Here is a 13,316-nt window from a genome sequence, read left to right as displayed (position 1 = left end):
GCAGGCGACTGTTTCATGGCCCGTTCCGCTGCCCTCATCGGCGCCGCCGCCCTCCTCGGCCTGGGCGCCTGCGCCCCCGTCATCGGCCAACACGGCTTTCAGGCCATCGACGCCAAGCCGATGGACGTCGCCGTCGGCACGGACACCAAGGAAACCGTGCTGGCGCGGCTCGGCACGCCGTCGACGACCTCGACCTTCGAGGGCGACAATGTCTGGTACTACATCACCCAGACCACCGAGCGGTACACCTATCAGCGCGCCCAGGTCTCCCAGCGCAGCGTCACCGAAATCACCTTCAACGAGGGCGACAGCAAGGTCGCCGCCGTCCGCACCCTCGGCCTCGAGGACGGCGTCCAGGTCGCCATGGAATCGCGCGAGACCCCGACCCGCGGCCGCCGCCTGACCATCCTGGAGCAGTTGCTCGGCAACGTCGCCCGCGGCCAGCTGCCCCGCACCGACGAGGACGACCCCGGCGCCCGCCGCCCGGACTGAGGTCTTCGTCCCGCCGATCCAAACGAAAACGCCCCGGAGATCGCTCTCCGGGGCGTTTCCATTTCGGCCTGGCCTGATCAGACGATCTTGCCGCTCGCCAGCACCGCCAGCATCAGCAGGGCGACAATGTTGGTGATCTTGATCATCGGGTTCACCGCCGGACCGCTGGTGTCCTTGTAGGGATCACCCACGGTGTCGCCGGTCACCGAGGCCTTGTGCGCCTCGGAGCCCTTGGCGTGGAGGACGCCGTTCTTGTCGGTGAAGCCTTCCTCGATCACCTTCTTGGCGTTGTCCCAGGCGCCGCCGCCCGAGGTCATCGAGATGGCCACGAACAGACCCGTCACGATCACCCCCATCAGCATGGCGCCCAGGGCGGCGAAGGCGTTGGCCTTGTCCGGCTGGATGAACAGCACCACGGCGAACAGGACGATCGGCGACAGCACCGGCAGCAGCGACGGCACGATCATCTCCTTGATCGCCGCACTGGTCAGGATGTCGACGGCGCGGCCGTATTCCGGCTTCACCTCGCCGGTCATGATGCCCGGGTTCTCGCGGAACTGACGCCGCACCTCGGCCACGACCGATTCGGCCGCGCGTCCGACCGCCGTCATCGACAGGCCGCCGAACAGGAAGGGCAGCAGCCCCCCGAACAGCAGGCCGACCACGACATAGGGGTTGGCCAGATCGAAGGCGACCGTGCCCAGTCCGTGGAAGAAGCTGCCCGGCGCCGCCTCGGCCGAGAAGTGCTTCAGGTCCTCGGTATAGGCGGCGAACAGCACCAGGGCGCCCAGGCCGGCCGAACCGATGGCGTAGCCCTTGGTCACGGCCTTGGTGGTGTTGCCCACGGCGTCCAGGGCGTCGGTCTTCTCGCGGACTTCCGGCGGCAGGCCCGCCATTTCGGCGATGCCCCCGGCGTTGTCGGTCACCGGCCCAAAGGCGTCCAGCGCCACGATCATACCGGCCACGCCCAGCATGGTCGTGGTGGCGATGGCGATGCCGAACAGGCCCGCGAGCTGATAGGTAGCGACGATGCCGACGATGATGGTCAGCGCCGGCAGGGCCGTCGATTCCAGCGACATGGCCAGGCCCTGGATCACATTGGTGCCGTGTCCCGACACCGAGGCGTTCGCGACCGACTTCACCGGTCGGAAGCCCGTGCCGGTGTAGTATTCGGTGATGACCACGATGGCGGCCGTCACGATCAGGCCGACCATCCCGGACCAGAACAGGTTCATCGGCTGGATCAGCAGCCCGCCCGACGTCTCGACCGCGCCGGGCACCAGCTGGTGGATGATCCAGTAGACCGCGCCCGCCGACAGCACGCCGGTGACGATCAGACCCTGATACAGCGCCCCCATGATGTTGTTCGACTTGCCCAGGCGGACGAAGAACGAACCGACGATCGAGGTGACGATACAGATGCCGCAGATCGCCAGCGGCAGCAGCATCATGACGTCCACATAGGGCTGATCGCGGAAGAAGATCGCCGCCAGCACCATGGTGGCGACCGTTGTCACCGCATAGGTCTCGAACAGGTCGGCCGCCATGCCGGCGCAGTCGCCGACGTTGTCGCCGACGTTGTCGGCGATGGTCGCGGCGTTTCGGGGATCATCCTCGGGAATGCCGGCCTCGACCTTGCCCACCATGTCGCCGCCGACGTCGGCGCCCTTGGTGAAGATGCCGCCGCCCAGACGCGCGAAGATGGAGATCAGCGAGGCGCCGAAACCCAGCGCCACCAGCCCGTCGATCACCTCACGGCTGGTCGGTTCCAGACCCATGTGCGCCGTCAGCACGATGTAGTAGCCGGCGACCCCCATCAGGGCCCCGCCCGCCACGAACATCCCGGTGATGGCGCCGGAACGGAACGCGAGGTCCAGTCCCTTGCCCAGGCTCTCGGATGCGGCCTGGGCCGTGCGGACGTTGGCCCGCACCGAGATCAGCATGCCGGCGTATCCGGCCGCGCCGGACAGGACGGCGCCGACCAGGAAGCCGGCGGCCGCATAGGGCCCGATCAGCAGCCAGGCCGCGATCAGGATGACCACGCCGACGATGGCGATGGTGGTGTATTGCCGCTTCAGATAGGCGGAGGCGCCTTCCTGAATGGCGGCGGCGATTTCTCGCATTCGGTCGTTGCCGGCGCTGGCCTTCATCAGCACGCCGGTCTGAACGGCGCCGTAAAGCACCCCCAGAACGCCGGCCGCGAAGGCGAGCGTGAGATACATATGCATTGGCGTTTCCATGCCCTTGGTGAAAGGCGCACGGCTCGTTCGCTTCCGGGTCTTCAGACCTCTGTGAGGCGACCGATCCCCCCCGTGCGCCACGGACGCATCAGCGCGCCCAGACGGGAGTCAGGGGAAACCGTGCCAAATGCGGCGCATGGACGCAACCGCGTTCGCGGAAGGGACCTCGCGGTCAGCCCGCGCGAATGATTCCGAGGAAATCCTCGGCCTTCAGCGAAGCGCCGCCGACCAGGGCGCCGCCCACCTCGTCCGCCGACAGGATTTCCGCCGCATTGCCGGGCTTGACCGAGCCGCCGTACAGGATCGGCGCCGCGCCGCCGTCGTTGACGCCCAGTCGTTCGATCAGGGCGGCGCGCACGGCGCGGTGCACCTCCTCGATCTGGCCCGTCGTCGGCGTCAGGCCGGTGCCGATGGCCCAGACCGGCTCATAGGCGACGGCGAAGGCCTGCCCTTTCAGCGCATCCGGCGCCGATCCCTTGACCTGCGCCGACACGACGGCGACGGCGTCCCCGGCCTCGCGCTGTTCCAGGGTTTCGCCCACGCAGATGATCGGCTCCAGCCCGGCCGCCAGGGCGGCCTCGACCTTGGCCGCGACCAGGCCGTCGCTCTCGCCGAATGCAGCCCGGCGCTCCGAATGCCCGAGAATCACCAGCCGCGCGCCGGCGTCCGCCAACATGGATGCAGAGATCGAGCCCGTGAACGCGCCGCCGGGCGCCTCATGGCAATCCTGCCCTCCGATCTCCACCGCGCCGCCGACGGCCGCCCGGGCCAGACGCTCGATCAGGGTCGCGGGCGGGCAGATCGCCACCCGATGCTCCGAGGGCTGGACCGCCAGGGCCGACGCCAGCGCCAGAACCTCGGACAGGTCCTCGCCCCGTCCGTTCATCTTCCAGTTGCCGACGATCATCTTCACGGATTGTTTCATCCCGCCTCCATAGGCAGACCGCCGCCGAAAGCCAAGCTGTGGCCCCATTCGCCGTGTCAGACGGACCGACGCGGCCGCCTCGGCTTGCCGCGCCGTCGCGCCCTGCCTATACGCCGGAGCGGCGTCTGTTCTCCGCCGTCATCAGGTTTGCCCGAATGATCACCGTCTTCCGCAACTTCGCCCGTTCGAAATGGGCGATCGGCTTTCTGGTCCTCTGCGGCTTCGCTGTGGTGTTCACCGGGGCCCAGATGGACGTTTTCTCCAGCTTCGGGCCGAAGCATGTGATCACGGCCGGCTCGCGGAGCGTCGATCCAGTCCAGTTCCGTCAGGATTTCGACCGCATCCGCCAGGGCGCCTCCGAACAGACCGGCCGCGCCGTGTCGCTGGAGGATCTGGTCAACGAGAACGTCCACGTTCGCTACCTCGAAGAGAACACGCGCAAGCTCGGCCTGCTGGCCTGGGCCTGGGACGCGGGCATTCGCCCCAGCAAGGATCTGGTGATCCAGCAGATTCGCCAGCTTCCGGCGTTCTTCAGCCAGGTGTCCGGCAAGTTCGATGAGCAGGAGTACATGCGGATTCTGGCCGAGCAGGGCGTCACCCCGGCTCAGCTGGAACAGGAGATGTTCGACCAGGAGGTCCTGACCCATTTCGGTGCCGCTGTCGGCGCCGGCGTGCGTCTGCCGCGTGTCTACGGCGCCGTCCTCGCCTCGCGCGCCATGGAGACCCGCGACGGTCGCTGGTTCGAGGTCACCCCGGCCATGATCGAGGCCGTCGGCGCCCCGACCGACGCCCAGCTGACCGCCTTCCTCAACGAGAACGCCGCCCGCCTGCGGATGCCGGAGTTCCGCACTGTCTCCGTCGTCCTGTTCAGCGACGCCAACGCCTCGACCGCGCCCATCGCCGAAGAGCGCATCGTCGAGCGGTTCAACTTCAAGAAGGACACCCTGTCCCTGCCGGAACGCCGAACCTTCGTCACCCTGACCGCGCCGAACAAGGCGGCCGCCGATCGGATCGCCGCCGCCCTGCGCGCCGGCCAGACGCCTCAGGCTGTCGGTCAGGCCAACGGCGGGGTCCGCCCGGCTGATTTCAACGAAACGCCGCGCGCCGCCGTGACCGATCCGGCGATCGCCGGCGCCGTTTTCGGGGCCCAGGTCGGCGCCGTGAGCGACCCCGTACAGGGCCGCGTCGGCTTCACCGTGGCCAAGGTCACCGGCGTGACGCCCGCCGAGCCCGCCACGCTGGAAGGCTCCCGGTCCGCCCTGATCACCGAGCTTCGTCAGGAGGACGTAAAGGCCAAGGTCTTCTCCCGCGTCGAACAGTATGAAAAGGCGCGCAACGAAGGAAAATCGCTGCAACAGGCCGTGCAGGAGGTCGGCGCCCGTCTGGTGCCCCTGCCGCCCTTCACCCAGGACGGACGCCTTCCCAACGGTCAACAGCTCAGCGCCCCCACCCAGATCGTCGAAAACGCTTATCGCCTGTCCAAGGGCGGCGAGAGCGACGTCATCGACGCCGGCCAGGGCCAGTATTTCGTCCTTCGCGTCGACGACGTCCGCCCGGCCGCCCTGCCGACGCTCGCGGAGGTGCGCGAGCCGCTGGCCCGCGAGTGGGTCGGTCGCGAAACCGCACGCCGCCTGACGGCCAAGGCCGAGGAACTGGCCAACCGCGTGCGCGGCGGCGAGGACATCGCCGCCGTGGCGGCCTCGGCCGGCGCGTCGCTGACGACCCGCACCTCGGTCCAGCAGTCCCCGACCTCCCAGACCGAGCTCGGCCAGGGCGTGCTTCAGGGCCTGTTCGGCCAGGGCAAGGGTCAGGTCTTCTCCGGCCAAACGGGTCAGACCGCCTGGGTGGTCGGCCGCGTCGACGCGGTTCACCCCGCCGTTCCCGCCCTCGCGGCCCCTGTTTCGGAGCAAATTCGCCTGCGCGGATCTCCGGAGATGGGCAATGCGATCTCGGAGCTGGTCGTCGAAGGCGCCGCACGCAAGACGAAGGCCCGAAACGACCCCGCCTTGGCGCTGCAGGCCCTCGGCGTCACCGCGCCGACGACGCCGGCCGCCCCCGCCGCCCCCCAGCCCTGACGGAGACGGCGTGACAGACAGTCGTTTCGACGCCTTCGTCGCGGGGCTGATCGAAGGCCGGCCCCAGGTCGTCGTTCGCCGCCTGATTGATGATCTGGAAACCCCGGTCTCGGCCTATCTCAAGGTCGGGCTGGGGCGGCCCAACGCCTTCCTGCTCGAATCTGTCGAAGGCGGCGCCTTGAACGGTCGCTACTCGATCATCACCCTGGATCCCGACGTGGTCTGGCGTTGCCGCGGCGACGCCGCCGAAATGGCGCGCGGCGCCGACGTTTCTGCGGACCGCTTCACGCCCGAGCCTCTGCCGGCCCTGAAGTCGCTGCGCGCCCTGATCGCGGCCACGGCTTTCGATCTCTCCGCGGTCGCCGGAGAGGACCTTCCGCCCATGGCGGCAGGCCTGTTCGGCGTCTTCGGCTACGACATGGTCAGGCTTCTGGAGCCGCTCGGCGCACCGAATGCGGATCCGCTCGGCCTGCCCGACGCCGTTCTGACGCGGCCTTCCCTCGTGGCCATCTTCGATTCAGTTCGACGCGAGATCGTCATGGTCTCCACCGCCTATCCCGACGCCGGGATCGCGCCGGACGTCGCCTGGCGCGCGGCGACGGAGCGTCTGGACGATTTCGAAGCGCGCCTGCGTCGCCCGCTGATCGGGCGCAGCGCGCCTGCCCCGACGGACATTCCCGCCTTCGCTTCGCCCATCGACGGCGACGGCTACGGCGACATGGTCGCCCGCGCCAAGGACTACATCGCCGCCGGCGACATCTTCCAGGTCGTCCTCAGCCACCGGTTCCGCGCGCCCTGGGCCGGCGATCCCTTCGCCTTCTACCGTTCGCTGCGTCGTCAGAATCCTTCGCCCTATCTGTTCTATCTGAACTTCGGCGACTTCCAGCTGGCCGGCTCGAGCCCCGAAATCCTGGTCCGGCTGAAGGACGGCGGCGTCACGATCCGTCCCCTTGCCGGCACCCGGGCGCGCGGCGCCACGCCCGAGGCCGACCGCGCGCTGGAAGCCGAGCTGCTGGCCGATCCCAAGGAACGCGCCGAACACCTGATGCTGCTGGATCTCGGCCGCAACGACGTCGGCCGGGTGTCCGCACCCGGCACGGTCGAGGTGACCGAAAGCTTCGTGGTCGAACGCTACAGCCAGGTCATGCACATCGTCTCCAACGTCCAGGGTCGGGCCGATCCGAAGCTGGACGCCGTCGACACCCTTCTGGCGGCCCTGCCGGCCGGAACCCTGTCCGGCGCGCCCAAGGTGCGCGCCATGGAGATCATCGACGAACTGGAAGGCGAGAAGCGCGGCGTCGGCTACGGCGGCGGCGTCGGCTATATTTCGGCCGGCGGAGAAGCGGACATCTGCATCGTCCTGCGCACGGCGATGTTCGCCGACGGCCAGGTCTTCGTCCAGGCCGGGGCCGGCGTGGTCGCCGATTCAGACCCCGCCGCCGAATACGCCGAAACCCAGGCCAAGGCCCGGGCGCCCATGCGCGCGGCGGAAGACGCCTGGCGCTTCGAGCTGGGTGCGCCGCTCAATCATCCGGGCGACGTCTAAGGGATCGTTTCGCCGCGCCGCGTCGTTTGCCTTGATAAGCAAGGGAGACCCAAGCCGATGCGCATGCAGAACGACCACGTCGAGGAATCGACCGAGGAAGCCCGTCAGGGTGAGAACATCAAGGGCATGACCACGGTCCTGCGCGTCTCGATCATCGGCGCCGCAGCGGTGCTGTTCATCGGCGCCGCGATCTTCTGGGCCAGTTCGGCCGGCTGGTTCTGATCCCGGCCTCAGTTCGCCGCGACTGAGCCTACCGGCGGAACATCGGCGAACACCACGCCGGGACCCAGCACAACCATCCCCGCCATCAGCACCCCGGCTGTGGCGACCAGCAGCGCCGCGGCCAGCGCCGCCCAGGGGCTGGCGGAACCCTGACCGTCATTCGACCTCAGAAGGCCGCGCGCTCGCTCGATCTGTGTACTGGTCGAATCCATCGCCCCCTCACTGACGGTTCGGCGATAAAGGTTGGGCGAAAAGGTTAACGAGAGATTGCGACGCCTCGACCTTTGCGCGCGGAGGCGTCTGGGGCTAGGAAGCCCGCATGATCCTCGTCGTCGATAACTACGACAGCTTCACCTACAACCTCGTCCACTACCTCGCGGAACTGGGCGCCCGGACTCACGTCGTGCGAAACGACGATCTGACCGTCGATCAGGCCTGGGCCCTGAATCCCCAGGCCGTGCTGTTGTCCCCCGGCCCCTGCGCGCCGGATCAGGCCGGGATCTGCCTGCCCCTCATCGAGACCGCGGCGCCGAACATGCCGATCCTCGGCGTCTGCCTGGGTCACCAGTCGATCGGCCAGGCCATGGGCGGCAAGGTCATCCGCGCCAAGACCCTGATGCATGGCAAGACCTCGCCCATCCTGCATGAAGGCCAGGGCATGTTCGCCGGCCTGCCCTCCCCCTTCACCGCCACCCGCTATCATTCCCTGGCCGTGGAGCGCGACAGCCTGCCGGACCTGCTGGAGGTGACGGCCTGGACGGCGGACGGCGAGATCATGGGTCTTCGTCACCGGACCCGGCCGATCCACGGCGTCCAGTTCCACCCCGAGTCGATCGCCACCGAGCATGGTCACGCCATGCTGGCCAACTTCCTCGATCTGGCGGGCGTCCGGCGTCTGGCCGCGGCCTGAGGGCGGGCTGATGTCGGACGGCGGCTTCAAGCCCCTGTTGGCGCGTCTGGTCGATGGCCAGACCCTGAACGAGGCCGAGGCCCACGCCTTCTTCTCCGCCTGCCTGCGCGGCGAGCCGACGCCGGGTCAGGTGGCCGCGGCGGTCACCGCCCTGCGGATGCGCGGCGAGACGGTTGCCGAAATCGCGGCCTTCGCCCAGGCCATGCGCGACGCGGCGACGACGCTCGATCACCCCTACGACGTCATCGACACCTGCGGAACCGGCGGCGACGGCGCCCACACCTTCAACATCTCGACCGCCTCGGCCCTGGTGCTGGCCGGCGCCGGGGTGAAGGTGGCCAAGCACGGCAATCGCGCCATGAGCTCGAAATCCGGATCCTCTGACGTCCTCTCCGTTCTCGGCGTCGACCTGACGGCGGGCCTGGCCAAACAGCGTCAGGCGCTGGACGAGGCCGGCATCGCCTTCCTGTTCGCCCCCGCCTACCACGGCGCCATGCGCCATGTCGGACCTGTCCGCGCCGAACTGGGCTTCCGCACCGTCTTCAACCTGCTGGGGCCGCTGTCCAACCCGGCGGGCGCCCGCCGCCAGTTGATGGGCGTCTATGATCCCCGCCTGCTGGAGCCCCTGGCCCAAGTGCTGGGCCGGCTGGGCGCCGTCCGCGCATGGACCGTCCACGGCCAGGGTCTGGATGAACTCACGACGACCGGAGCGAGCGAGGTCGCCGAATGGCGCGGCGGCCGCCTTCGCCGGTTCACAATCACACCCGAAGACCTCGGCCTGAAGCGCGCCTCGATCGACGACCTGCGCGGCGGTGACGCCGAGGATAACGCCCGCGCCCTGACCGCCCTGCTCGACGGGGCCGCCGGTCCCTATCGCGACATCGTTCTGCTGAACACCGCCGCCGCCCTGGTCGTGGCGGATCGCGCGGACGACCTGACGCATGGCGTCGCCCTGGCCGCAGCGGCGATCGACGATGGCCACGCGAGAGCGGCGCTGGAACGCCTCGCCGCCATCACCTCTGCGCCTGAGGAGGAAGAGGCATGAGCGACATCCTGGCCCGCATCGCCGACTACAAGCGCGAAGAGGTGGCCGCCCGCAAGGCCGCCCGCAGCCAGTCAGAGATCGAGACCCTCGCCGGCTCCGCCTCCGCCCCACGCGGATTTCGCGCCGCCCTGGCCGACCGCCATGAGGACACCGGCCGCCCGTCCCTGATCGCCGAGATCAAGAAGGCCAGCCCGTCCAAGGGCCTGATCCGTCCCGACTTCGACCCTCCGGCGCTCGCGAAAGCCTATGAACGCGGCGGCGCGGCCTGCCTGTCCGTCCTGACCGACAGCCCTAGCTTCCAGGGCGACGACGCCTTCCTGACCGCCGCCCGCGACGCGACCGCCCTTCCCTGCCTGCGCAAGGACTTCCTGGTCGACCCGTGGCAGGTGGCCGAAAGCCGCGCCCTGGGCGCCGACTGCATCCTGGTGATCCTCGCCATGGTCGACGACGCCCTGGCCCGTGACCTGCTGGCCGAGGCTCACCGGTTCGGCATGGACGTCCTGATCGAAACCCACGACGAGGACGAGATGGCGCGCGCCTGCCGCCTGTTCAGCGACTGGGACGGCGAAGCTTTGGTGGGCGTCAACAACCGCTCGCTGCGGACCTTCGAGGTCGATCTGGAAACGACGGAACGCCTGTCGATGCTCAGCCCGGTCAAGGCCCTGCTGGTGGCCGAGAGCGGCATCTTCACGCCCGACGACGTCGCCCGCGTCGCCGAGGCCCACGCCCAGGCCATCCTCGTCGGCGAAAGCCTGATGCGCCAGGACGACGTCGAGGCGGCGACCAGGGCCTTGCTGTCCTGATCATCGGCACCGCCGCGCCGTTAGTTGACTCTTAACCAGAACACTTACAGAACACGCACAAGCGGTTCACGGCTTGTTCTGGACGATTCGACGCCATGCTCACCAAGAAACAGCACGAACTCCTGATGTTCATCCATGAACGGATTCAGGAAACCGGCGTCTCACCCTCCTTCGACGAGATGAAGGAGGCGCTGGACCTCGCGTCCAAGTCGGGCATCCATCGCCTGATCACGGCGCTGGAGGAGCGCGGCTTCATCCGCCGTCTGGCCCACCGGGCGCGGGCGCTTGAGGTCACGCGCATGCCGGACGAGGCGACCCCCGTGCGCGGACGCGGCGTCTTCCGTCCCGAGGTCGTCGAGGGCGGCGGCCGTCCCATGGCCGTGACGACCACGACGGCGGCCAATGACACCCGCGAGCTGTCCCTGATGGGCAAGATCGCCGCCGGCACCCCCATCGCCGCCATCGAGCATGAAACCGCTCGCTATCCGGTGCCGGAATCCATGCTGGGCGCGGGCGAGCACTACATCCTCGAGATCGAGGGCGACTCCATGATCGAGGCCGGGATTCTGAACGGCGACATGGTCATCATCAAATCCACCGACACCGCCAACTCCGGCGAGATCGTCGTGGCCCTGGTCGAGGGCGAAGAGGCCACGCTGAAGCGCCTCCGGAAAAAGGGCGGGTCGATCGCGCTTGAGCCCGCCAACCGGGCCTATGAAACCCGCATCTTCGGTCCGGATCAGGTCGAGGTTCAGGGCAAGCTGGTCGGCCTGATCCGCCGCTATCACTGACGGGCTCACGCGCCCTCGCCCTCTGGCGTCGGCTGGCGGCTCCAGGGCCGCCTGCCTCTCACATCCGCCGCCCAAACGGCGGACCAGGATGCTGCAGCGCCCTCTCCATCGCGCCACAGCTCAACGGCGCCGCCGCGTTCGAAATCGACGCCGTCTAGGACCAGGCGCGCGAGGCATGTCTCCGGCAGATCAGGCAGCGGTGCGCGGGACGCCACGACCGGCGCGACGCGACACATGCCCTCCAGGAGATCAGGCTCCGGCGGCCTTCGCCCCCACCACAGGGCGACCGGGCCGATCCCGGCGTCTTCCGGCGCACAGCTGAATCGGCTGCAGCTCCAACCCTGATCCGGGCGGGCGACGGCGTCCAGACCGCGCCGTCTGGACCAGACATCGACCGCGAACTCCCGCACGCCCGAGCGCACCACGACGGCCTCTCCCGCGCGCGCGAAGGCAGCCTGGGTCCCGCCGTCTCCGATCCACACGTCCGGCGTCGGCGCACGCGGCCATAACAGCACCGCCATGGCCAGCGGCGCCCCGACCCAGCGCAGGCGGCCCCGCCACAGGCACAGGATCAGAATGCCCAGGAAGGCGATCGGCAAGGCGGCCGTCGGGGCGCTGGCGATGGTCCGGACCGCGCCCGGCAGATCGGCGGTCCAATGGCCGATGGCCAGCATCAACTCCACCGCCTTGCCCGCGATCCAGAGAAAGGGCGCGCCCAGCCCCAGCGGCTCCAGCGCCGCCCCCAGCGCCAAGGCGGGCATCATGATGAAATCCGCCATCGGCGCCGTCAGCAGATTGGCCATCAGCCCATAGACCGCCGTGCGATTGAAATGCTGCATGGCGAACGGCCCCGTCGCCATTCCGGCGACGAGACTGGCCGCACACGCCGCCGCCAGCCAGCCGCCCAGCCTCTGCACGGCGGCGATCGGCCAGGGCACTGAGATTTCCCGCAAACGTCTCGGCCAGATTTCGACCAGGGCGACCAGCGCCGCCGTCGCCGCAAACGACATCTGGAAACCCGGCGTGACGATCGCCTCGGGCTGGGTCGCCAACACGACCAGGGCCGCGGCGGCCAGGGCCTGCATGGTTATGGCCTGCCGATCGATCAGAACGGCCACGAAGGCGATGCCGGCGGTGATCGCCGCCCGTTCGGCCGGTGGCGGAGATCCCGAAACGATCAGATAGACCCCTACCGCGATCAAGCCCGCCCCGGCGGCGATCTTCTTGCCCGACACTCTCAGCGCCAGCCAGGGCCAGGCGGCCACGCCCAGCCGCACGGCGAAGAAGACGAAGCCGCCCACTACGGCCATGTGCAGGCCCGAGATCGACAGGATGTGCGCCAGTCCGGACTTCCGCATGGCGTCCAGATCCTCGCGACCGATCCAGGCCTCGTGCCCGGTGACCATGGCCGCCGCCACGCCCCCGATGCGCGGGCCTAGACGGGCGACGATCCGTTCCGCCAGAGCGTATCGCGCCGCATTGACCCTCATCATCAGTCTCAGTCGCCAGGGCGGCGGCGACAACTCCGCCGCTCGCGTCTCGCCCAGAGCGAAGGCGACCCCGCCCAGACCCTGAAACCAGGCGTTTCGTCCGAAGTCATAGGCGCCAGGCGCAGCCGGGGCCGGCGGCGGATTGAGGATGGCGTACAGCCGGATCGCCTCTCCCGGCCGAGGCGGCGGTCCGCGCACCGTGGCGCGCAGGCGCAGCGGCGTCTGTTCCGGCTCCAGGCCCCGCACCCCGGTCGGGGCGATGACCACGCGCGAGCCGCTCTCGCCGGGGCTGTCCACATCCAGGACCCAGGCCGTCAGCACGGTCGGCGCGGTCATCGCCGGCGCGATCGGCCCGGCGACGCGATCGCTGCGAACCTTGGCCGCCGCGACTCCGCAGGCCAGGAAGGCGACCAGCATCAGCGGCACGGTGACCCGTCGCCCCTTGCCCGATCGACGCCCCGCGACCCAGGACGCGATCGCCAGCAGCGCCGCTGCACCCAGGGGCCCTATCGACGGCTCGGCCCTTAGCGAGAAATACAGGGCGCAACCGGCGCCGAAGGCCACGGGCGCCCACAGCCGCCATCTCAGACCCTGTTCGGCGACCTCGGCGACCAGCCCTGCCAGAATGCGACCCAACGGGTCTGCCTGCGCCGCGCCGTCACGGCCGGCGTCGCCTTCACTGGCCATGTCCGCGCGCCCAATTTATCAACCGTCGTTACTTGGGGCGGAAAACGTCCAGAAATACAAGGCTAGAAACGCCAAGCGTCACGACAAAGG

12 protein-coding genes are annotated in these 13,316 nt (G+C 69.1%); 8 read left to right on the top strand and 4 right to left on the bottom strand.

All coding sequences use genetic code 11. The features are described from left to right. Positions 1-15 precede the first annotated feature (15 nt). On the top strand, positions 16-492 hold the full coding sequence (locus ACO2Q1_RS10355; protein ID WP_423329432.1) for an outer membrane protein assembly factor BamE: 477 nt from the start codon (positions 16-18) through the stop codon (positions 490-492). A gap of 77 nt (positions 493-569) precedes the next feature. Here the strand turns inward: ACO2Q1_RS10355 and ACO2Q1_RS10350 are convergent, their stop codons facing one another. Beyond that, on the bottom strand, positions 570-2,720 hold the full coding sequence (locus ACO2Q1_RS10350) for a sodium-translocating pyrophosphatase (RefSeq protein WP_423329431.1): 2,151 nt from the start codon (positions 2,718-2,720) through the stop codon (positions 570-572). Positions 2,721-2,904: 184 nt separating this feature from the next. Then, the gene (tpiA, locus tag ACO2Q1_RS10345; protein WP_423329430.1) at positions 2,905-3,657 is read right to left on the bottom strand and encodes a triose-phosphate isomerase; all 753 of its coding nucleotides are present in this window, start codon (positions 3,655-3,657) and stop codon (positions 2,905-2,907) included. Between the two features lie 155 nt (positions 3,658-3,812). Between tpiA and ACO2Q1_RS10340 the strand changes: the two genes are divergently transcribed. From ACO2Q1_RS10340 to ACO2Q1_RS10330, 3 genes are read left to right on the top strand one after another with little or no spacing between them, the layout of a single operon-like run. Then, a complete protein-coding gene (locus ACO2Q1_RS10340) occupies positions 3,813-5,732 on the top strand; it encodes a peptidyl-prolyl cis-trans isomerase (RefSeq protein ID WP_423329429.1) in 1,920 nt (639 codons plus the stop codon). 10 nt (positions 5,733-5,742) lie between these two features. After that, positions 5,743-7,278: an anthranilate synthase component I gene (gene trpE / locus ACO2Q1_RS10335; RefSeq protein ID WP_423329428.1), complete on the top strand. Its 1,536-nt coding sequence runs from the start codon at positions 5,743-5,745 to the stop codon at positions 7,276-7,278. Between the two features lie 57 nt (positions 7,279-7,335). Next, positions 7,336-7,500: a hypothetical protein gene (locus ACO2Q1_RS10330; protein ID WP_423329427.1), complete on the top strand. Its 165-nt coding sequence runs from the start codon at positions 7,336-7,338 to the stop codon at positions 7,498-7,500. An 8-nt stretch (positions 7,501-7,508) separates the two neighbouring features. On the opposite strand, the gene ACO2Q1_RS10325 is transcribed toward ACO2Q1_RS10330, so the two are convergent. Next, a complete protein-coding gene (locus ACO2Q1_RS10325) occupies positions 7,509-7,712 on the bottom strand; it encodes a peptidoglycan-binding protein (RefSeq protein ID WP_423329426.1) in 204 nt (67 codons plus the stop codon). Positions 7,713-7,819: 107 nt separating this feature from the next. Here ACO2Q1_RS10325 and ACO2Q1_RS10320 point away from each other — a divergent pair, with 107 nt between their 5' ends. The 4 genes from ACO2Q1_RS10320 to lexA all read left to right on the top strand — a co-directional run bounded on the left by ACO2Q1_RS10320 (position 7,820) and on the right by lexA (position 11,049). After that, a complete protein-coding gene (locus ACO2Q1_RS10320; protein ID WP_423329425.1) occupies positions 7,820-8,410 on the top strand; it encodes an anthranilate synthase component II in 591 nt (196 codons plus the stop codon). A 10-nt stretch (positions 8,411-8,420) separates the two neighbouring features. Next, positions 8,421-9,455 (top strand): anthranilate phosphoribosyltransferase, encoded by a 1,035-nt coding sequence (trpD, locus tag ACO2Q1_RS10315; protein WP_423329424.1) that lies wholly within the window; start codon positions 8,421-8,423, stop codon positions 9,453-9,455. Beyond that, entirely contained in the window at positions 9,452-10,258 is an 807-nt protein-coding gene (trpC, locus tag ACO2Q1_RS10310; RefSeq protein WP_423329423.1) for an indole-3-glycerol phosphate synthase TrpC, read from the top strand. Before trpD ends, trpC begins: the two co-directional genes overlap by 4 nt. Before the next feature lie 95 nt (positions 10,259-10,353). After that, positions 10,354-11,049 (top strand): transcriptional repressor LexA, encoded by a 696-nt coding sequence (gene lexA / locus ACO2Q1_RS10305; RefSeq protein ID WP_423329422.1) that lies wholly within the window; start codon positions 10,354-10,356, stop codon positions 11,047-11,049. A 5-nt stretch (positions 11,050-11,054) separates the two neighbouring features. On the opposite strand, the gene ACO2Q1_RS10300 is transcribed toward lexA, so the two are convergent. Further along, the gene (locus ACO2Q1_RS10300) at positions 11,055-13,226 is read right to left on the bottom strand and encodes a ComEC/Rec2 family competence protein (RefSeq protein WP_423329421.1); all 2,172 of its coding nucleotides are present in this window, start codon (positions 13,224-13,226) and stop codon (positions 11,055-11,057) included. Positions 13,227-13,316: the final 90 nt, after the last annotated feature.

Source organism: Brevundimonas sp. VNH65 (assembly GCF_049445955.1).
Lineage (GTDB): Bacteria > Pseudomonadota > Alphaproteobacteria > Caulobacterales > Caulobacteraceae > Brevundimonas.
Note: the sequence above shows the minus strand (reverse complement) of the source record. Positions and strands in the feature narration are given on the sequence as shown.

Excerpts from the sequence above, each read along its gene's own strand:
- ACO2Q1_RS10330 (WP_423329427.1), top strand. The coding sequence starts at position 7,336 with ATGCGCATGCAGAACGACCACGTCGAGGAATCGACCGAGGAAGCCCGT.
- tpiA (WP_423329430.1), bottom strand. The coding sequence starts at position 3,657 with ATGAAACAATCCGTGAAGATGATCGTCGGCAACTGGAAGATGAACGGA.
- ACO2Q1_RS10325 (WP_423329426.1), bottom strand. The coding sequence starts at position 7,712 with ATGGATTCGACCAGTACACAGATCGAGCGAGCGCGCGGCCTTCTGAGG.
- ACO2Q1_RS10355 (WP_423329432.1), top strand. The coding sequence starts at position 16 with ATGGCCCGTTCCGCTGCCCTCATCGGCGCCGCCGCCCTCCTCGGCCTG.
- ACO2Q1_RS10340 (WP_423329429.1), top strand. The coding sequence starts at position 3,813 with ATGATCACCGTCTTCCGCAACTTCGCCCGTTCGAAATGGGCGATCGGC.
- trpC (WP_423329423.1), top strand. The coding sequence starts at position 9,452 with ATGAGCGACATCCTGGCCCGCATCGCCGACTACAAGCGCGAAGAGGTG.
- ACO2Q1_RS10350 (WP_423329431.1), bottom strand. The coding sequence starts at position 2,720 with ATGCATATGTATCTCACGCTCGCCTTCGCGGCCGGCGTTCTGGGGGTG.
- ACO2Q1_RS10320 (WP_423329425.1), top strand. The coding sequence starts at position 7,820 with ATGATCCTCGTCGTCGATAACTACGACAGCTTCACCTACAACCTCGTC.
- trpD (WP_423329424.1), top strand. The coding sequence starts at position 8,421 with ATGTCGGACGGCGGCTTCAAGCCCCTGTTGGCGCGTCTGGTCGATGGC.
- ACO2Q1_RS10300 (WP_423329421.1), bottom strand. The coding sequence starts at position 13,226 with ATGGCCAGTGAAGGCGACGCCGGCCGTGACGGCGCGGCGCAGGCAGAC.
- lexA (WP_423329422.1), top strand. The coding sequence starts at position 10,354 with ATGCTCACCAAGAAACAGCACGAACTCCTGATGTTCATCCATGAACGG.